The organism is Rhodococcus sp. DN22 (assembly GCF_036669995.1).
Lineage (GTDB): Bacteria > Actinomycetota > Actinomycetes > Mycobacteriales > Mycobacteriaceae > Rhodococcus_F > Rhodococcus_F erythropolis.
Map to the genome: position 1 here is coordinate 1,022,357 of NZ_CP133326.1, position 21,526 is coordinate 1,043,882.

General features: G+C 63.1%; 6 protein-coding genes. 3 read left to right on the forward strand and 3 right to left on the reverse strand.

What is annotated here, in order from left to right; genetic code table 11:
• Positions 1 to 6 precede the first annotated feature (6 nt).
• Positions 7 to 810 carry an alpha/beta hydrolase gene (locus tag RA302_RS04710; protein WP_020906324.1) on the forward strand — a complete coding sequence of 268 codons (804 nt, stop codon included), beginning with the start codon at positions 7 to 9 and terminating at the stop codon, positions 808 to 810.
• A 59-nt stretch (positions 811 to 869) separates the two neighbouring features.
• Here RA302_RS04710 and RA302_RS04715 read toward each other — a convergent pair whose 3' ends face one another.
• The 3 genes from RA302_RS04715 to RA302_RS04725 all read right to left on the reverse strand — a co-directional run bounded on the left by RA302_RS04715 (position 870) and on the right by RA302_RS04725 (position 3,905).
• Positions 870 to 1,139 (reverse strand): metal-sensitive transcriptional regulator, encoded by a 270-nt coding sequence (locus RA302_RS04715; RefSeq protein WP_007734349.1) that lies wholly within the window; start codon positions 1,137 to 1,139, stop codon positions 870 to 872.
• Positions 1,140 to 1,229: 90 nt separating this feature from the next.
• The gene (locus RA302_RS04720) at positions 1,230 to 1,640 is read right to left on the reverse strand and encodes a DUF302 domain-containing protein (protein WP_020968512.1); all 411 of its coding nucleotides are present in this window, start codon (positions 1,638 to 1,640) and stop codon (positions 1,230 to 1,232) included.
• A 117-nt stretch (positions 1,641 to 1,757) separates the two neighbouring features.
• A complete protein-coding gene (locus tag RA302_RS04725) occupies positions 1,758 to 3,905 on the reverse strand; it encodes an MMPL family transporter (protein WP_338479570.1) in 2,148 nt (715 codons plus the stop codon).
• Between the two features lie 161 nt (positions 3,906 to 4,066).
• On the opposite strand from RA302_RS04725, the gene RA302_RS04730 reads away from it, so the two are divergent.
• Together RA302_RS04730 and RA302_RS04735 are read left to right on the forward strand one after the other, a co-directional pair.
• Positions 4,067 to 4,651, forward strand: a complete 585-nt coding sequence (locus RA302_RS04730) for a class I SAM-dependent methyltransferase (RefSeq protein WP_060938453.1) — start codon at positions 4,067 to 4,069, stop codon at positions 4,649 to 4,651.
• 101 nt (positions 4,652 to 4,752) lie between these two features.
• A complete protein-coding gene (locus RA302_RS04735; protein WP_238054134.1) occupies positions 4,753 to 21,447 on the forward strand; it encodes a non-ribosomal peptide synthetase in 16,695 nt (5,564 codons plus the stop codon).
• Positions 21,448 to 21,526: the final 79 nt, after the last annotated feature.

A 21,526-nucleotide genomic window follows, 5' to 3' on the forward strand; every position in this document is an offset into this window, starting at 1 on the left:
GCTGACATGACGGTCGCCACAATCAACGGAATCCCCATCAATTACCAGGTCAAGGGTGATGGAGATCTGGTGGTGCTCATCATGGGGACCGGCAGCCCCGGCCGCGTCTGGGATCTGCACCAGACCCCGGCGCTGGTGGCCGCCGGCTACCGAGTCTGCACCTTCGACAACCGCGGAATCGCACCGTCCGGCGAGAGCCTCGGCGGCATCACGATGCCCGACATGGTTGCGGACACCGCCGGACTGATCGAGCACCTCGGTGGCGGCCCCGCCCATGTCATCGGAACCTCGATGGGCGCCCGGGTGGCGCAGGAACTGACGCTCGCCAGGCCCGATCTGGTTCGCAAAGCAGTGTTCCTCGCCGGCCACGCCCGGATGGATCATTTCCAGCAGGTCCTGACCGAGGGTGAGCGCCAGTTGTTCGACAGTGGCGTCGCTCTGCCGGCCAAATACCGTGCCGCAGTGACCGCGGTGATGAACCTTTCGCCGGCCACGCTGGCAGACGATCACTCCGCGCGCGACTGGATGGATATCTTCGAGTTCACCGGCGGCGCAACGTCACCGGGTGTTCGCGCGCAGCTCGGTATGGACCGCGCCTTCGATCGACGGGGCGCGTACAAGTCGATCATGCGCCCCTGCCTGTCCGTCGCTTTCGCCGACGACCGCATGATCCCGCCCTACCTCTCCCGCGAGGTGGCGGACTGCATCGCGACGGCGTCGTTCGAAGAGATTCCCGACGCCGGACACTACGGGTACCTCGAGCGTCCGGAGGCCGTGAACAAGGTGCTGATCGACTTCCTGGCGAAGTAGTTTTCCGCATGCGAGAAAGGGCCTGACCTGCTGACTGCAGGTCAGGCCCTTCTCATATTTCAGGCCAGTGCCAGGAACAGCTTCTCGAGTTCGGCCTCGGTCATCGGTTCCTGACCTTCCGCGCTGTCACCGCTCAGGCATTCACGCAGCCCGGAAGCGACGATCTTGAACCCTGCTCGGTCCAGCGCCTTCGACACGGCTGCGAGCTGCGTCACGACGTCCTTGCAGTCGCGGCCGTTCTCGATCATCGAGATGACCCCGGCAAGTTGGCCGTGAGCACGCCGCAGTCTGTTCAGTACGAGCGCAATGCTCTCTTCGTCGCCGGTCATGGTGGCCCCTTCTCGAGTGTTCGTGCTGCGACCGAGGGTACCCCTGGGGGCATGTCACTGCTTGATCCAGTGTTTGATCCGGCTGCGGTGTCAGATCAACGAGTCGACGGCTGCCCGCAACTTGACGGCGGCGTCGGCCGCCACGGACTCCAGGCCTGGTTCGCCGGAAACCTGAACCATGAGAGCGGGATTCATCGCTTCGACGAAGAACGAATTCTCGGTAGTCGTATCTTCGCGGACGACAACGTTGCACGGCAGCAGGAGGCCGATCTGACGATCCACCGAAACTGCCCGATGGGCCAACGGCGGGTTACAGGCACCCAGGATCAGGTACTTTTCCATGTCCTCGTCCAGCTTCGCCTTGAGTGTTGCCTGCATGTCGATCTCGGTCAGGATGCCGAAGCCCTGCTCGGCGAGAGCAGCACGAGTTCGGGTGACGACGTCGTCGAAAGTTCCGGTGACCTTGGTTGCGATCGCTATCGGTTCTGTGGGTGTTGTCATTGCCCGCTCCTTGTCGTCGGCTTCGGTGCCATTGGCTTCGATGTCGTTGGCTTCGATTTCTCTTGTCTCCATCATACCCCTGGGGGTATCAAGAGGACAGTGATGTCGGGTACACGGTCAGCCATGCGAGAAGCTGATGTTCGGCAGGACGCGTCGTAACCATGCAGGCGCCCACCAGGCCGCCCTGCCGCTGAGGCGCAGGAGAACGGGCAGCAGCACCAAGCGGACGAGCACTGCGTCCAGGAGGACAGCTACACCGAGAATGATGCCCATTTCCTTGGGTGGCAAGGGATCTGCGAGCGCAAAAATGAAGAAGACCGCAACCATCACCGCTGCTGCCGCCGCAATGACCCGACCCGAATGTGCGAGGCCGTCGATGTGTGCGGTCTCGGGGTCACCTGTGCGTTCGTAGTGCTCCTTGGCGCTCGAGAGCAGGAACACGGTGTAGTCCATCGCGATGGCAAAGATCATGGCGAAGAAGAAGACCGGACCCCACCCGTTGAGAAACCCCTGGGGATCGAAGCCGAGCAGGCCTGCTCCGTGGCCGTCCTGGAAAATCAACTTCGCGATTCCGAATGCGGCCCCAGTGGACAGCAGGCTGACCAGCGTGCCGATCAAGGCGATCAAAGGTGCCTGGAGGGCGATCAGCAGCAACAGGAATCCGAGCGTCAGAATCACGACCACCACGAAGGGAAGGTAGTCGTCGAGCGCCTTCTGAAGGTCGAGATTTTCAGCCGGAGCGCCGCCGACGAGCGCCGATTCCGGCAGTTGCGACCGAAGGTCGGCAAGGATGGTTTCCATCGCAGGATCTGACGGGTCGACGGTGGGAACTGCTTGCAGCATAACCAGATCGGATCCGTCGGCCGCTTGTTGCGTCGGGGTGATCATTGCGACGCCATCCACGCTCATGGCAAGACGCGAGGTGTCGGCTGCATCGTCGGCGGACGTGACGATCTGCAGCATTCCGGGTGCCCCGTCACCGAACTGCTGCTGCACCAATTCGTATCCCTGTCGAACCGGGGCGTCCTCGGGAACCACGGCGATGGAGGGCATTGCAACCTTCAGTCCGAAGACCGGAACGACGAGGGCGATAAGGACGATCACGGCGCCGATGCCGAAAGGCCACGGGTGCTTGTGCAGCAGTGATGCCCAAGCTGCGAACATCGGGGAGCGGTGCTGCTGGCGCTTTGCATACGGTAGTGAACCGCCGTTGACCTTGGCGCCGATCCGGCCGAGCACGGCAGGTAGCAGGGTGAGTGTTGCGGCGAGAACGAAGATCACAGCGAGCATGATTCCGACAGCCATCGTGCGTACGGCCGGGGCTGGAACGATGAGCACCGCAGACAAACTGACCAGAACTGTGAGGCCGGAGAGGACAACAGCTTTGCCGGCGGTGTCCATCGTTTGAGCCACGGCGGCCCGCGGATCCGGATCGGTTCGCAGTGCTTCCCGGAACCTGGCGACGAGGAAGAGTGCGTAGTCGATGCCGAGTGCGAGAGCGAACATCATCGCGAAGTTCATGGCCCACACGGAAATCGGCGTGATCTCGTTGAGGATCACAAGCCCGCCCGCCGAGGCGACCAGACCTGCGAGTGTCAGAAGCAGTGGGAGTCCTGCGGCAACCAGGGAGCCGAAGGCCAACACCATGATCGCGAGAGTGACGGGCCACGACATCATTTCGGCCTTGATCATCGCTTCGTGATTGGCCTTGTTGAAATCGCTCCACAAAGCCGACGCGCCGGTGGGGTACACCTCGATGGTGTCCGTGGACAATGCAGTGAGTTCCTTGCCGAGTTCGTCTACCGCACTGACCATCTCGTCGGTACTTGCGTTGGCGCCCGCGATCATGATGCCGGTATGTCCGTCCGGGCTGATGGTCATGCCGGTCTGCGGGGCGACCACTTCGCCGAAACGAGGGTCCGCGAAAAAGATTTCCGTTGCCGCCGCCAGCGTTTGCTGCATCGACGGATCGGTGATGGGCACAGAATCCGAGTGAACGACCACCTGCACTGCAGCGGAGGAGTTTCCACCGAAATGCTGCTCGGCCAACTCGCGAACCTGCACTGATTCGGATCCGTTTGCCTGCCAACCTGCGCCGGCCAGGGAGGTGAAGACGCTGGGTGCTGCGGCGCCGAGTGCGACCAACGCGATCAACCAGACGCCGATGACGAGGCGGGTGTGCGCCCCCATCGATCGACCGAGGCGCGCGAGTATGCCGTCGGATTGGGCGGGTGGGTCCGCGGTGACTGTTCTGGTCGCTGACATCTTCGCTCCTGATACGGGTGGGGGTATTCCTGACCGTCACCTGTATACCCCCAGGGGTATGTATCTGTCACGTTTGAGGGTTCTCTATGCTGCTCGTTGCACCGTCTGATCGGAGACAGTGGAACGAACCGCGGTGAAACGAACCACGAGGAGCAGTGATCATGGACGCACACGACTGGGACGAGCGATACCGAGCGGTGACGGAGCCGTGGGGAATCGACCCGGCGGGAACCGTCGCAACACGAATTGCCGACCTGCAGCCGGGCACTGCGATCGATCTGGCCTGCGGCGACGGCCGTCACGCGCGGTGGATGGCCGGGCAAGGGTGGTCGGTGACTGCCGTCGACTACTCGTCGGTGGCGATCGATCTGGCACGGGCGAGTGACTTGGACAAGGCTGTCGACTGGCAGGTCGGCGACGCGACCACGTGGCAACCGGAAGGGGTAGTTGACCTGGTGTTGGTCAGCTTTCTTCACCTCGAGGTCGACGAGTTGGCCGACACGCTCAAACGCGTCGGGGAGTGGCTGACGCCAGGCGGGCGCGTCCTCTATTTGGGGCATTCGATCGAGAACTTCCACCGTGGTGTGGGCGGACCACCCGAACCGACCATTCTGCCCGGTATTTCCGATCTCGCTCGCGCCGCGGAGGGATCGAGGGTCTACGCCCTCGAACATGTCGTCCGGCCGCAGGACGGTAAGACGGCAATCGACGTTTTGCTCGAATTCGGTCCGTGGGAACAGGTCTGACCAGGGCGGGAGCGCACCTTCACGTTCCTGGGTAGCCTACCCTAAACTTGCGAGGGTGTTCGTCGTTCGATGAGCATGAACGACGATGATCGGATTTGTCGATGTCTGACCACTCTCAGGTAGCTCACCCGTCTGTATCGGGCGGTGGCGATCTGGACGCAGCGCTCCCGGCGACGGCCGCTCAGCGTGAGGTGTGGGTTGCTCAGAACGTCGATCCGAGCAGTCCGGTGTACAACATCGGACTTGTCGTCGAGGTCGACGGGACGATCGACGTCGAGCGCGCGGCAGCGGCGATCAAGGCCACAGTCGGACGCGTCGAAGCGCTGTTCGTGCACTTTCGGGTGGATGCTGACAACCAGCTGATCCAGGTGCCGATTCCGGATGCGCGCTGGGACGTGGAAATTCTCGACCTTCGCGCCGAGGCGGATCCCGATTCGACTGCGCAGTCGTGGATGGACACCGATATGGCTCGGGTCTTCGGTGCGGACGATCTGCTGTTCCGCCAGGTGCTTCTGCGAACTGCTGACGACCGAGTCATCTGGTATCAGCGCTATCACCACAGCGTGGTCGACGGGTACGGCATCTCGCTCATCGTCGCCGACGTCGCCGAGCGGTACGACGATCCGGACCTCGAGACTGCGGCGCCGGTGTGGTCGCTCGATGCGGTGGTGGCGGCCGATCTGGAATACAGGAACTCTCCGCGGTTCCTGCTCGACCGTCAGTACTGGGTCGAACGAGTTGAATCAGGACCGGAAGCGACGCGGATTTTGCATGGGCAGGTGGATGACTCGCTGCCGCCGATCGCGGCGATGCTCACGCTCGACGTCGATCGTGCAGCGCAGCTCTATCGCTATGCCGCCGACGCCGGGATTCGGCGAACTCGCCTGCCCATGGCTGCGCTGATCGCGTACATTGCACGAACCACCGGACAGCACGACGTTGTCGTCTCGGTGCCGATGGCCGCTCGGGTGGGTCGCGACATGCGGCGCACTCCCTCGATGGCGTCGACGATTCTGCCGCTCGGTATTCGGGTCGAACGCTCGGAAACCATCGGCCAGTTGGCAACTCGTCTCGATACCGCCTTGATCTCGATACTCAAGCACGGGCGGTACCGGGGAGAGGATCTCGCACGCGACGTGCGAGCAATCGATCCCGACCGCCAGGTCTTCGGTCCCGGCATCAACTCGATGATGTTCGAACACACACTCACCTTCGGCGGCTGCCCGGTGCGCGTGCGTAATTCGGTGACCGGTCGGGTCAGTGACCTGGATCTGAGCGTGCGCGGTGGTCAGGACGGGGAACCGATCGAGATCGACGTCCGCGCCCCGGCCGGATTCGACAGGGAGTTGGCCGATCACACCGCCAGAATCGAACAGTTCCTCGATCGATTCGTGGCCGAGCCGCAGCTTCCGATCTCGGCACTCGACCCCATGTCGCCCGCGGAGCGTGAACTCGTTCTCCATGGGTGGAACGACACCGCAGAACCGCAGCCCGTGACGACGGTGCCGGATTTGTTGCGCAGCAGCTTCTCGGCCGATCGGGGCGCTGTCGCCGTGGTCGACGGCAACGTTCGGCTGACCTACGGCGAGCTCGAAAGTCGGGTATCGCAGCTCGCCGCGCACTTGATCTCTCGCGGTGTCGCACCCGAAACCGTTGTGGCGATCGGCCTTCCGAGATCCGCCGAGATGGTGGTGGGGTTGTTGGCCGTCATGTGCGCCGGCGGCGCCTTCGTGCCACTGGATCCGTCCTGGCCCGCAGAGCGCCGCGAATCGGTACTCACCGATGCCGGTGCCACATTGGTGCTCACCTCGGACGGCGTAGACGACTCCGTATTGGTCGATCTCTCCGCGTGGGCGTACGAGGACGGGCCTTCGGACCTGTCCGAGATAATGACCTCCGGCATTCGTATTCACGGTGCCCAACTCGCATATGTCATTTTCACGTCCGGTTCGACCGGACGTCCGAAGGGCGCCATGATCCGCCACGAGGCAATCTGCGCAAGGTTGCTGTGGCAGCGGGAGCGGATTCTCGGGTTCGGGTCCGGCGATGCCTCCCTGTTCAAAGCCCCACTCTCGTTCGACATCTCGATCAACGAGATCCTGCTCCCGCTCGTCTCCGGCGGTCGATTGGTGATCGCGAAGCCAGAGGGGGAACGCGACCCGCAATACCTGCTCGACCTGATCGCCGGAGAATCGGTCACCTTCGTCTACCTGGTCTCGTCCATGCTCGACATCCTTCTGGACCTGGCGAACGAGACCGATCAGCTCGATTCGTTGAAGCACGTGTGGTGCGGCGGTGAGGTTCTCACGCCTGAACTCTTCGATCGGTTCCGTGCCCAACTGTCCACGACGCTGTATCACGGCTACGGGCCCGCCGAAGCGACCATCGGTGTCTCCCATGTGATCTACCGCGAGGACGCGGAACGAATCGCCACATCCATCGGCCGACCGAACCCCAACACTCGTTTGTACGTGTTGGACGGTGACCTGCAGCCGGTTCCGGTCGGCACCGGCGGCGAACTCTACGCAGCGGGCTTCTTACTGGGGCGCGGATATGTGGGCGCGTCGGCGTTGACCGCGTCTCGTTTTCTTGCAGATCCCTTTGTTTCCGGTGATTTGGCCGGATCCCGGATGTATCGCACCGGTGACTTGGCTCGATGGACCGCCGACGGCACCCTCGACTTCCTGGGGCGCACGGACAATCAGGTGAAGATTCGTGGCATGCGCCTAGAACTCGAAGACGTCGAAGCCGCCGTGATCTCACACCCCGGAGTGCGCCACGTGGCAGTTCTGGTGCGTCAAGCACCCACAGGTGCAAAGTATCTCGCCGCGTACGTGAGTGCAGCGTCGGGGACGAACCTTGCGGTCGACTCACAGGACATTCGCGAGTGGGCGGCGAGCAAGCTGCCCGACTACATGGTCCCGACCACCGTCACTGTCCTCGACGAGTTTCCGCTCACGGCCAACGGCAAACTCGACCGTCGAGCCCTTCCTGAGCCCGATCTCGCCGAACTGAGTGCACACGTCGCCGCGAGAAACGAAGTCGAACAACAATTCTGCACGTTGATCGCGTCGGCGGTAGGTCTCGAATCGGTTGGCGTGACCGACGATTTCTTTGCACTGGGCGGTGACAGCATCGTCGCGATCTCGCTCGTGACCGCGGCTCGTGCAGCCGGTTTGTCGATCAGTCCACGCGAAGTGTTTCAGCTGCGCACCGCCGAGGCGATGGCACGCGCCCAATCCGGCCGAACGGCTGAGATCGTCGATCATTCGGACGAACCGATCGGCCACGTAGCCACGACGCCCATCGCTGCCAGGGCCCTCGGGACGCCGGACGTAGCACGAACCTTCCATCAGCGAGCGCTGATTCAGACTCCGTCAGCTTTGACGTCCGAGCATGTCGAGGCGGCGCTCGATGCCCTGGTGGCACGCCACGATGGACTTCGTGCGAAGTTGACTTCCGAAGGATCGCTGCTTGTTCCGGCCACCAACGAATTGGCTGTGGTCTTCGAGACCCGTGCATTACCGGTGCCGCTCGAAGAATGCGGACCGCTGATCGTCGCCGAGACCGAGCGAGCCGTCAGGCGTCTGAACCCGGCAGACGGCACGATGGTCAGTGCTGTTCTTTTCACCACTGCGACCGGTCCCGGAAGACTGTTGCTCGTCATCCACCACGCGGTCGTCGACGGTGTCTCCTGGCGCATCATCCTCGAAGACCTTGCGCGCGCGGGTATCGCAGCGATACAGGGCGACGAACCCTCACTCGCTCCGGTCGGCACGTCGGTGAGAAGGTACGCCGAACTCGTTTCGGAGGCGGTCGGAGCCGGGCGACTGGACTCGGAGATCGAGTTCTGGGACTCGGTGACTTCCGCACAACAGTCACCTCTCGGCCGTCGGGCACTCGACCCGACAGTTGACCTCGCACGCACCGCCGCGGCGCGATCGATCACCCTGCCTCCGGAATTCGCCGATCGGTTGTTGGGCAGTGTCCCACGGGCATTCGGGGCCGACGTGAGCGAAGTGCTGATCACCGCATTGGCCGTTGCGCTGAGCAAGTGGAGCGGTGCCTCATCGGTGACGATCGACTTGGAAGGGCACGGACGCGACGAAGACATCGTTCGCGGTGACGGCGCTGCGCACGTCGACCTGACACGTACTGTCGGATGGTTCACCACGGTATTCCCGGTTGCACTCGAAATCGATACAGCCGCTCCGGATCTCGAAGCGAGCGGTGAGTTGGCGGTGGTTCTCAAGAGCGTCAAGGAGCAACTTCGACGCGTCCCGAACGCAGGCTTCGGGTACGGCGCATTGCGATACCTCGGCAGCTCGGATCAGTTGCGCAGCGTCGCAGCACCCGAGGTGGTGCTCAACTATCTGGGGCGCACTGCAGTTGCAGAGGGGGACTGGTTCCCGGTGTCGATGGACGGCGCTGCCGATCCGTCCATGCCGTTGGGTCACGCGTTGTCTGTCGACGTCGTAGCCGAGGAAGCGGCCGGTGGGCCACGACTGAGGGCCACTCTGACCTGGGCGTCGAATATCTTCCTGCGTAGCGATATCGACAGGTTTGCGCGGTTGTGGCTGGACTCGCTCAAGGCCGTGTCCGGGCTCGCAGCCTTCGGCGGCGCGACACCGTCCGACTACCCTCTGGTGGCGCTCACTCAGGCCGATGTGGACGGGTTGCCGAAGGCAGAAGAGATTCTCCCGCTCACTCCGTTGCAGGAAGGGATCTACTTCCATTCGGCTTTTGCCGATCCGGGGGCTGATCAGTATGTCGTGCAACAGGTCGTGGAGCTGACCGGCGCCGTGGACAGCGCGGCTCTGCGCCGTGCGCTGCAATCCGTCGTGGATCGACACGAGGCGCTGCGCACCGGATTCTCGGTCCTGGGCGACGGCCGGGTCGTGCAGGTGGTGCACCCGAGCGTCGTCGTGGAGATGGCAGTAGTCACGGATGCCGGCGCCGACGTGGATGAACTGCTTTCCGCCGACCGCGCGCGCGGGTTCGACCTCGCGCAGCCGCCGCTCGTCCGTTACACACTGCTCCGTGCCTCTTCGGAGAAGTACCTTCTGCTGCAGTCGATTCACCACGCGGTCGCAGACGGATGGTCGGTCCCGGTGATGCTGCGGGAGCTGATGGCGTCGTACAGCGTTGCCGATTCCGGCGTCGTGCTCCCGAACCCGGCGCCGTACCGCAGCTACCTCGAATGGTTGGCCGGCCACGATCACGAGGCTTCGGCAGCGGTGTGGAGAAAAGCACTGAACTCTCCCGGGCCCGCGGTCGAACTTCCCGCGCCGAGCGCGGGCAGCAGCGGTGTCCATGCTACCCGAGTCGGGCTGTCCGACAGTGATACTCGCGCGCTGTCGACCACCGGACGCTCCTACGGTTTGACGCTGAGCACGCTCGTGCACGGCGCCTGGGGACTGGTGCTCGGCCGAATGACCGGCCGAACAGACGTGCTGTTCGGATCAACCGTATCGGGACGCGGTGGAGACCTGCCCGGCATCGAGTCCATGGTGGGCTTGTTCATCAACACTGTGCCGGCTCGGTTGCGGTTCGATCCGGCAGAGACAGCCGCGCAAGCACTTTCTCGTTGGCAGAGGGAACAATCGGAACTACTCGACCATCAGTACCTGGGGCTACCGGAACTGCGGCGGACCGGCGGACTGGAGCAGAACTTCGAATCACTGGTCGTGTTCGAGAACTATCCACTCGGTGACACGGCAATCGCTGATCCGACGAACTCGGTGAGACTGACGGGAATTCGATTCGACGAGCGACCGGCCTACCCGCTGACCCTGATCGTCGTCCCCGGCGATCAATTGGCGTTGGAGCTCAAGTACGACACTGCTCAGGTGGACGGCGATGCCGCTGCGTCGCTGGCGGAAGCTCTCGCAGTCGTGCTAGCAGAACTCTCTCGGGATCTCGACCAGGTCATCGGCCGGATCGCGCTGGCACCCGCACAGCCCGGGAGCGTCGGCAAGGCCCTGGATCGGCCGCGCGCAACGCTGACCGAGCTGCTGCAGGATCAAGCCGGGCGTACGCCCGAAGCCACCGCAGTGATTTTCCGTGAAGAGTCGTTGACCTACGCCGAACTTCACTCTCGCGCTGATCGTTTTGCGCATCTGCTGCACGAACGTGGCGTCGGACGCGAATCATTGGTGGCGGTTGCCTTGCCGCGCTCGGTCGATCTGATGGTTGCGATACTCGGCATCGGGAAGGCCGGGGGAGCATACGTTCCGCTCGACACCGGCTATCCGGCGGAGCGGCTGACGTACATGCTGGACGACGCCGATCCGGTGTGCGTCGTGGTGTCGGAAGATTCTTCACTCGATTCGGGTTCGGTTCCGCGGGTGACGGTATCGGAGTCGGCGCAGTTCCCAGCCGAACCGCTGAGCGTCCCAGGATCGCCCGCGGATGCCGCGTACATGATCTACACCTCGGGTTCGACCGGTCGTCCCAAAGGCGTTGTGGTCACCAACGAGGGTGTGGTCAACCGATTGCTCTGGGCACAGCAGATACGTCCGCTGGACTTCTCCGACCGGATGCTGCAGAAGACCCCGTCGAGTTTTGACGTCTCCGTCCCCGAATTCTTCTGGCCGTTCCTGGTGGGGGCAACTCTGGTGATGGCCGAGCCGGACGGGCACAAGGATCCGGGCTATCTGGCCGACGTCATCGTCGAACATTCCGTGACCCGAGTGCATTTTGTTCCGTCGATGCTGGAAGTTTTTCTTGCGGAGCCGAAAGCAGCACTGTGCTCTTCCCTGGAGATCGTCAACTGCAGCGGTGAGGCACTGCCCGTTCACGTTGCACGCAAGGTTGCCGAGATCCTGCCGAACGTTCTGGTGGACAACCTCTACGGCCCCACCGAGGCCGCCGTCGACGTCAGTTGGCAGCCGTCGGTGCAGGAAACTCCGGCAGACGCGGTCAGTGTCCCGATCGGCGAACCCGCCGCCAATACCGGCCTGTTCGTTCTCGATCCGTATCTGCAGAACGTTCCGGCCGGTGCCACCGGTGAGCTGTATCTGGCTGGACCACAACTGGCGCGTGGTTACAACGGACGTGGGGGATTGACCTCCGAAAGATTTGTGGCGAATCCGTACAGCGACGGCGGCTCGCGGATGTACCGGACCGGTGACATCGTGCGGTGGAATGCCGACGGCGTTCTCGAGTACCTCGGCCGTGTCGACGAGCAGGTGAAGGTTCGTGGATTCCGCATCGAGCTCGGTGAAATCGAAGCGCAGTTGGCATTGTGCCCCGGAGTCTCGGCAAGTGCCGTGATCGTCCGAACCGACGGTCCGAGTAACCGCGCACAGGTGGTCGCCTATCTGGTCGGAGATGCTGATGACGCTGCGGTTCGAGGGCAGTTGTTGTCCGTGCTACCGGAGTTCATGGTGCCAAGCGCGTTCGTGCGGCTCGAGTCCCTGCCGCTGAGCCCGAGTGGCAAGCTCGACCGAAAAGCCCTACCGGCACCGGATTTCGCGGCACAGGTGGGCGAAACGACGGGAGTAGTTTCCTCGGGCGTTGCCGACCTCCTCGCCAGGCATTTCGCGACAGTTCTCGGCCTGCCACGCGTCGGGGCACGCGACGACTTCTTCACTCTCGGCGGCGACAGTATCCTGGCGATCCGACTGGTCAACCTGGCTCGTCGTGATTCGGTAGTACTGACCCCGCGTCAGATCTTCGAATTGCGCACTCCCGCTGCGATCGCCGCAGCGGTGGGTGATGTCGCCACGTCGCTTGCCACCGTCACGGCCGACATCGGCGTGGGTGAGCTGGTTCCGCTGCCGGTGGTGCACCGCTTGTCCGAATGGACGGGTGGTACCGATCGCTTCAACCAGGCAGTTCTGATCCACTCTCCGGCAACATCTCTCGATTCGATCACCGGTGCATTGCAGGCCGTGCTCGATCACCACGACGGACTTCGCCAAACCTTGATCCGGCATGACCGCGGAATGTGGTCGGCGCGGATCGAGGAACCCGGCAGTATCCGGGCAGCGAACCTTGTCGTACGCGTTGATGCTCGGGGACTGGATGACGCCGAGTTGCGGACGCTCATCACCGAACGTTCCGAGTGGGCGACCAGTCGATTGGATCCGTCTGCAGGACGGATGGTCTCGGTGGTCTGGTTCGATTGCGGCGCTGAGAATCTGGGCCGACTCGCGATAGTCGCGCACCACCTGGTCGTGGACGGGGTTTCGTGGGGAACCCTGCTCGAGGATCTCGCGATGGCCTGGGTGGCCGTCGAGGCCGGAGAGCCCGCAGCATTGGACGCCGTCGGAACTTCGCTGCGTACCTTCTCCCGCACGGTGGCCGAACACGCAAGCAGTGCTCATCGATTTGCCGAACTCGATCACTGGCTGACCGTGACCGCTCCGGGCGCGGAGTTGATCCCCGGTACCGCGAGCTATGCCGTTGTATCCGGAGGCTCGAGGCGCACGGTCACGGTGGACGGAGCAATCTCCGAGGCGGCACTCGGAACGGTTCCGGCCATGCTGGGTGCTGAGGGAACGGATGTTCTGTTGGCTGCGTTGGTGATGTCGGTCGAGCGCTGGCGTCGTTCCACCGGTCGCAGTGAGCGCGAACTGCTGGTCGATCTCGAAAGGCACGGCCGCGAGGAATTGGTACCCGGGACCGATCTGTCGCGAACAGTCGGCTGGTTCACCACGATTGCCCCGATGCGACTGCTCGGCGGAACCGACCCGGTGGACACGCTGCGCGAGGTGAAGGAGAGCCTGCGGGCGGCTCCGGACGGCGGTATCGGCTACGGGATGTTGCGGTACGTGAATGCACGTACGGCATCGAGATTGGCGGGGCGCTCCGAATCTCAGATCCTGTTCAATTATCTCGGACGTACGACGACAGCTGGATCGACAGCATGGTCCCTGGCAGCGGAATCCGAAGCCATGTCCACCGATCCCGACGCAGACATGGGAGGTCCGTATCGGCTGATCGTGAATGTCGTCAGCGTGGATTCGGAACTCCGTGCCGACTTCGCTTGGGCAAGTGAAGATTTGTCCGAGGAGGATGCGCAGTCACTCTCCGACGGCTGGGTTTCGGCGCTCGGCGATCTGGCGGCTGCGGCCGCGGAGCATGACGGGCCTCCCATCCTGACCCCGTCCGATGTGCCGTTGCTCGACCTGAGTCAGGCCGAGATCGACGCGATAGCCGACGCGAGCCCGGCCGGTGTCAGCAGCATCCTCCCACTCTCACCGTTGCAGGAAGGCCTGTACTTCCAAGCCGGCTACGCAGGCAGCAGCGACAGCAGTAGTGGTGGAGACATCTACACGGCACAGTTCTCGATGGACTTCGGGCACACCCTCGATGTCGACAAGTTGGCTGCGGCCGCCCGGACACTTCAACGACGAAATCCCACGTTGCGAGCGGGGTTCGTGAGCGAAGGACTGAACGAGCCCGTGCAGTTCTTCAGTGCGGGACTCGATGTTCCCGTCGCCGTCCACGATCTCCGTCAACTCGACGACTCGGCTGCTCGTGAGCGCGCCGAGGCCGTCGCCGCCCAAGACAGAGTGACTCCATTCGACCTGACCGCGCCGCCGCTGTGGCGTATGAGCGTGCTGTATCTGCCCGGCGGACATGATCGACTGGTGATCAACCGGCAGTTCCTGTTGTGGGACGGCTGGTCCAACGGCCTTGTCGTCAGCCAGCTTCTGGCGCTGTACGACACCGGCGGGGATGACAGCGCATTCGGCGAACCCGAGGGGTCGTTCGAGGCCTACCTCGCCTGGTTGGCCGACCGCGACGGTGCAGCCGCCGACGCGGGGTGGCGCGGAGCGCTCGCAGGACTCGAGGAGCCGACGCTTGTTGCCGAGCCTGCGCCCGGCGTCGAACCTCAGCTTCCGGATCGCCGCGATGCGGTTCTGTCGGAACCGCTTTCGCGTGCATTGCGTGAGCGCGCTGCCGCATCCGGCGTCACGTTCAACACGGTACTCAACGCAGCGCTGGCTATGGTGCTGGCGTCGGCCACCGGTCGACAGGACGTCGTCTTCGGCTCCACGGTTGCCGGAAGGCCGCCGGAGGTACCGGGAATCGACACCGTGGTGGGCATGTTCCTCAACACCGTTCCCGTTCGGCTGCAACTGGATCCGAACGAGAGCGTCGAGGAACTTCTTCGTCGCACTCAGGCGGATCGACTTTCGCTGATGCCGTTCGACTATCTCGGATTGGCCTCGATCCAGCGTGTATCCGAGCATCGTCAACTGTTCGACGTGCTGATGGTCCTGCAGAACTTCGTGGACGAGAAGCAAGTCGACGCACTCAATGCCGCACACGACGTGAGCGGCAGCGACAGTATCGATCACACGCACTATCCGCTGACCGTGGTTGTCACCCCGGGTACCACCGTCAACGTCAAGTTCGAGTTCCATCCGCATCTGGTGACCGCGCGCCGAGCCGAGGACCTGCTCGGTCACTTCGTCGACCTGCTCCAGAGTTGGTCGCAGGATATGACAGGTTCGGTCGTTGCGACGCCGATTCCCGCGGTAGCGCAGCAGACGCAGATCCGAGAGTTGCCGGAGCGCACCATTGCCGACCTGTTCGAAGAGGTGGCGTCGGCGCAACCGAACGACACGGCACTCGTGTTCGGGAAGCGTCGGATGACCTACGCCGATCTCGACGGCGAGATCAATCGGATGGCGCGGTTGCTGATCAACTACGGCGCCGGGCCGGAAAAGATCGTGGCTCTTGGTCTGCCGCGCTCGGTGGACATGGTCGTCGCGCTCTTCGCCGTATTGCGCACGGGCGCTGCCTATTTACCTCTCGAACTCGACCATCCGGCCGAACGGTTGGCCGTGATGATCGACGACGCGGATCCGGTCGTGTTGCTGACGACTGTCGCCGCCGCACCGAAATTCGAAGGCGCGGACGTCCGCACTGCGGACATTCGGACCATCGTGCTCGACGAGCCGGACACTGCGGCAAGGCGACTGACGATCTCGGCGCGGGCACTCTCCGCGGCGGAACTCGGAGCATTCGCCCCGGGAGCACCGCATCGGCTCGACCACCCCGCGTACGTCATCTACACCTCCGGTTCGACCGGCAAGCCCAAGGGCGTGGTCACCGGTTACCGCGGCTTGACGAACATGCAGTTCAACCACCGCGAGGCGATCTTCGAACCGGTGATCGCCGCGACGGGCCGGCGCCTGCGGATCGCGCACACCGTGTCCTTCGCCTTCGACATGTCGTGGGAGGAACTTCTGTGGCTCGTGGAAGGTCACGAGGTCCACATCTGTGACGAGGATCTGCGTCGTGATGCCGAGGCGCTCGTTGCATACTGCGACGCACAGGAAATCGACGTCGTCAACGTGACACCGACCTACGCGACGCACCTGATCGACAGCGGGTTGCTCGACGACGGTGTGGGACAACACCGTCCGCCGCTGGTCCTGCTCGGCGGTGAAGCCGTTCCGGATTCGGTGTGGAACAGGCTGCGCGAGACCGAGGGAACCGTGGGCTACAACCTCTACGGTCCGACGGAATACACGATCAACACTCTCGGCGGCGGAACGACCGACAGTGACACCCCGACGGTCGGCAAGCCGATCTGGAACACCGCCGCGCACATTCTCGACGGCTGGCTGCGACCGGTCCCCGATGGAGTTGCCGGCGAACTGTACATTGCCGGAGCCGGTTTGGCTCGCGGCTACCTCGGACGCTTTGCGCTCACGTCCGAGCGCTTTGTCGCAGATCCGGCCGGGACCGGAGAACGTATGTACCGCACCGGGGATCTGGTGCGGCGACGCGCTGACGGCAACCTGGACTTCCTGGGCCGCACCGACGACCAGGTGAAGATCAGAGGTCACCGCATCGAGCCGAGCGAAATCGTCTCCGTTCTCGAATCCGACGAGCACGTGCGGCAAGCAGCGGTCGTGGTCGACGTCGGGGCGGGCGGAGTCAAGAGACTCGTCGGCTACGTGACACCCGTGCAGCTCGGCGCCGCGCACGACTACCGCGCGCAGGCGCGAGTTCGCCTACCCGACTACATGGTTCCGGCCGTGGTGATCGAGGTGGAGTCACTACCGATGACCGTCAACGGCAAGCTCGACGTCAAGGCACTGCCCACGGCCGATTCGGTGCTGGGGGAGCGGAGTGGGGAGTCGATTGCACCGCGGAACCACACGGAAGAGGTTCTCTGTGAGCTCTTCTCCGACGTACTCGATGTGGACGACATCGGTGTCGACGACAACTTCTTCGACCTCGGTGGGCACTCGCTTCTGGCCACCAAACTGATCAGTCGAGCTCGGATCGCCATTCCGAACAGTCTGACCATGCGTGATCTCTTCGAAGCGCCGACCGTCGCGGAACTCGCGGAACGCATTTTGGTCGAGCAGGGATCGACGCGACCGATGCTGGTAGCGAAGCCGCGGCCGGACCACCTTCCACTTTCTGCCGCTCAACAGCGTTTGTGGCTGATCGGACAGATGGAAGAGAACTCCGCGGCCTACAACTTCCCGATCGTGCTCCGCTTGGACAGTGCATTGGACGCGGACGTCTTCGCCGCGGCGCTGGGTGACGTCGTTGGACGACACGAATCCTTGCGTACGGTGTTCCGGTTGGTGGACGGAACACCGCAACAGATAATTCTCGAATCGGCGAAGGTTCCGGTCGAGACAGTTCATTCACGGGAATGCGGTGTCGCCGGCGAAGTTGCAGTGGCAGTGGGCCGTCCGTTCGACCTTTCGAACGAGATTCCGATCCGCGCCCGTCTGATCCGAGTAGACGGTGCCGTAATCGTCGTGATCGTCCTGCATCACATCACAACGGACGAATGGTCCGATCGGCCGTTCCTGCGCGATCTGATGTCTGCCTACTCCTCTCGGATTCAGGGCGAGGAGCCAGCGTTCGAACCGCTACCGGTTCAGTATGCGGACTACACCCTGTGGCAACGGGAATTACTCGGCAGCGCCGACGATCCGTCGAGTGTCCTGAGAACGCAGTTGGACTTCTGGGCGAAGAGTTTGGACGGAGCCCCCGAAGAACTGCTGCTTCCCACCGACCGGAGCCGACCGGCCAGACCGAGTTTCTCCGGTGGCGCAGTGGTAACACGGTTGGGTGTGGACACAACTGCCGCACTGCGAGATCTGGCGCGCGAGAGCCAGAGTTCGATGTTCATGGTCCTGCACGCGGCGTCGGCGGCGTTGCTGACTGCGCTCGGAGCGGGTGAGGACCTTCCCCTCGGCGCTCCCGTGGCCGGACGTAGTGAACAGGGGCTCGACGACTTGGTCGGCTTCTTCGTCAATACGATTGTGCTGCGCACGGATACGTCGGGTAACCCGACGTTCCGGGAGTTGGTGGATCGCATTCGCGAGGGAGACCTCGAGGCCTTCGCCAACGCCGATGTTCCCTTCGAAACTGTGGTGGAACGCCTCAATCCGTCGCGCACCTTGGCACGCAACCCGCTGTTCCAGGTCATGGTCGGCTATCACAGCCGCGAGGAGATGGGCGGGGATCCGTTCGAACTCGAGGAGTACACGGCCAAGTTCGATCTGGTGTTCAACTTCACCGAGTACCTCGGCGACGAAGGCTGCATCGACGTCCGACTCGAATACGGCAGCGACCTCTTCGATCGCGAAACAGCACAGCGAATTTCGAACCGATTGGAATCGGTGATCGCGGCAGTCGTGGAATCGGCCGACATTGAGATCGGCGACATCGACATCTTCTTGCCCGGCGAACTCGAACAGGTTGTCACCTCGTTCAACGACACCGCCGTCGACGTGCCGGAGGAAACGTTCTACGACGCCTTCGCGCGTGGGGTCGCTGCTACACCCGAGGCGATCGCGGTGCGCGACGAGGCGGGGCAGGCCACGTACCGCGAGCTCTCCGAGCAATGTGATCGGATAGCCGGCGTGCTGTATCGGCGCGGGGTCTCGGTCGAAGACGTGGTGGGACTTGCCGTCCCGCGTTCGGTGGAGATGGTCGCGTCGGTCCTCGCCGTGCTCAAGCTGGGGGCAGCGTATCTACCCCTGGATCTGAGCCACCCGAGCGAGCGCATCGCCTACATGCTCACCGATTCTCGCACGTCGGTACTACTGTCCACCTCGGAGGAAAGCTCGCGGATCGAGGATGTGGTCGGCGTCGAGCGAATCCTCTTGGACGATCCGCTGATACGTGCGGAACTGGACGAGGCAGTGATCGTCGAAACTCCCAGGCCACCAGTTGGCGTCAACCACGCGGCCTATGTCATCTACACTTCGGGATCGACCGGCAAGCCGAAGGGCGCTGTCCTTTCTCATGACGGTATTCCGAGTCTTGTTGCGACAGCCGAGGTTCGGATGCGACTGGTACCGGGTTCGGTGGTGATGCAGTTCGCTTCGGTCGGCTTCGACGTTGCGGTATTCGAATTGGCGATGGCTCTGTGCACGAGCAGCACCCTGGTGATCGTGCCGCAGAGCGCACGAGTGGCCGGCCCGGCGTTGACCGATTTCATGACGAGCAATCGCGTGACTCATGCAATCATCCCTCCCTCGTTGCTGGCCGCCCTGCCGGCGGGATGTGAAGTACCGCAGGGTTGCACGGTGTTGGTCGGAACCGAGACGGTTCCGCCCGAGCTGATCGGGCGATGGGCGGAGCGGCTGAATTTGCTTGCCGCGTACGGACTCACCGAAGCCACGGTGAACAACACACTGTGGCAGGCGGAACCCGGTTGGAACGGTGCTGTGCCCATCGGAGTCCCAGACCCCAACGAACAGGCGTACGTGCTCGACGATCAACTGCGTCCGGTTCCGCCGGGAGTATCCGGCGAGCTGTACATCGCGGGACGCGGCCTGGCGAGAGGCTACCTGGGCCGATTCGATCTGACGGCACAGAGATTCATCGCCGATCCCTTCACCGCGGGCGATCGCATGTATCGCACCGGCGATCGAGCGCGGTGGCGCTCGGACGGGAACATCGACTTCCTCGGCCGCGTGGACGATCAGGTCAAGATTCGCGGTTTCCGAATCGAATTGGGTGAAATCATCGGAGCTCTCAGTGCCCATCCTTCGGTGAAGCAGGCAACGGTCGTCGCGGATCGGCAGGGCGAAATCACGCGCCTGGTCGGTTACGTGTCACCCGAACCCGGTGCTGTGGTGGACACGACGGCAGTGCGAAATCTCGCTGCAATGTCGTTGCCCGATTACATGGTCCCGACCATGGTTGTCGCTCTCGATGGTCCGCTCCCGTTGACGCCCAACGGAAAGCTCGACCGCAAGGCGTTGCCCGCTCCGGACTGGTCGGAGTTGGCGGGTGATGTTGCTCCTCGCTCTGCCGTGGAGTCCACGGTTGCAGTTGCCTTCGCGGAGATATTGCAACTCCCGAGCGTCGGAGTCCACGACAGTTTCTTCGAACTCGGTGGACATTCGATGGCTTCGATGAAACTGGTCGGTCGCATTCGTGAAGCGTTCGGCGTGGACGTCAGTATTCGAGACGTGTTCGACGCACCGAGCGTTGCGGAGTTGGCGGCAGTCGTTGCGCGTTCGGAGGGTGGACGCCCGGTCCTGGCGCCGGCGGCGAGGCGTCCGGAGACCATGGGTCTGTCTGCGCCGCAACGTCGTCAGTGGGAGTTGTTCCGCTCGGCCGGTGCGAATCCGCAAGCGAGCCACGCTCTGGCACTGACCCTGAAATCGAAGATCGATCCGGAGATTCTCGGGCACGCCTTGGATGACGTGACGTCGCGCCACGAACCCCTGCGGACCACCTTCGTCGAGGTCGACGGCATCGTCGTGGCAAGAGAATCGGTGCGGCCGACTGTCGATGTGGTCGATGTCGGCGCCGGCGATGTGGGTCGAGTGGTGTTCGAACTCGCTCAACTTCCGATGGATCTGCGTGAGCAATCGTCGTTGCGGGTTCATCTGGTGCTCGGTGAAGACGGCTCTCGGACACTGCTTCTCGTCATGCACTACATCGCCGTCGACGAGTGGTCCGTAGTGCCGCTGCTGGGAGATCTGGTCTCTGCTTATGCAGCCAGGTCGCAGGGAGATCAACCGATCTGGGACGAGCTTGCGTTGACCTACGCCGACTACACCGTGTGGTCGGACGAGCTGTTGGGAGACCCCCTGGACGTCGACAGCCGTGCGTCGAAGCAACTTGCGTACTGGCAGGATGCGCTCGACGGAATACCGACCAGTGTGAATCTTCCGTTGCCGGAAGATGACTCGGAACCTCGGGGTGATGTGGTCTCTGTCGACATCGACGCGGATCTGCACGCCAGAATCGACGCGCTGGCTGCGCGCACCGGGACGAGCATGTTCATGGTCCTTCAGGCTGCGCTGGCCGCCGTTCTCACGAAGGCCAGGGCGGGTACCGATCTTCCGATCGGTTCATTGGTTGCGGGCAGGTCGGATCCCCGTCTCGAACCGATGATCGGATCCTTCTTCAATGTTGTTCTCCTGCGCACGGATACGTCCGGTAGTCCGACGTTTGCAGAATTGCTCGGTCGGGTGAGGGAAGGCAACCTGGAAGCGCTGAGCAATCAGGACGTCTCGTATGTGTATGTCGAGCAGGCTCTGGGTAATCCGGCGTCCATGAGACCTCAGGTGATGGTGATCCATCACCAACAGGCGGATTTGGAGGGGCTCGGCGACTTCGGTTCTCTCGTACCGATTCCGGTGGGAGTGCCCGATGCGGATTTGACGTTGAGTTTTTACGAGCCGGTGGGCGAAGGGCCTGTTTTTGCAACGCTCGGGTTCCGTGCCGACCGCGTCGATGCGGGCGCGGTCCGTGAATGGGCAGGTCAGCTGGTCGACGTGATCGAGGCTGCGGCCATCGCCGAAGGGGATGACGTGAGTGAAGGGGCGAAACTATGACATACGTCGCATCGCTCCGCGGGGTCGACCGCTATACGGGGGCTCACAGTATTGATACCCTCACCTCATTAAGGGTAGC

Excerpts from the sequence above, each read along its gene's own strand:
- RA302_RS04710 (WP_020906324.1), top strand. The coding sequence starts at position 7 with ATGACGGTCGCCACAATCAACGGAATCCCCATCAATTACCAGGTCAAG.
- RA302_RS04715 (WP_007734349.1), bottom strand. The coding sequence starts at position 1,139 with ATGACCGGCGACGAAGAGAGCATTGCGCTCGTACTGAACAGACTGCGG.
- RA302_RS04720 (WP_020968512.1), bottom strand. The coding sequence starts at position 1,640 with ATGACAACACCCACAGAACCGATAGCGATCGCAACCAAGGTCACCGGA.
- RA302_RS04725 (WP_338479570.1), bottom strand. The coding sequence starts at position 3,905 with ATGTCAGCGACCAGAACAGTCACCGCGGACCCACCCGCCCAATCCGAC.
- RA302_RS04730 (WP_060938453.1), top strand. The coding sequence starts at position 4,067 with ATGGACGCACACGACTGGGACGAGCGATACCGAGCGGTGACGGAGCCG.
- RA302_RS04735 (WP_238054134.1), top strand. The coding sequence starts at position 4,753 with ATGTCTGACCACTCTCAGGTAGCTCACCCGTCTGTATCGGGCGGTGGC.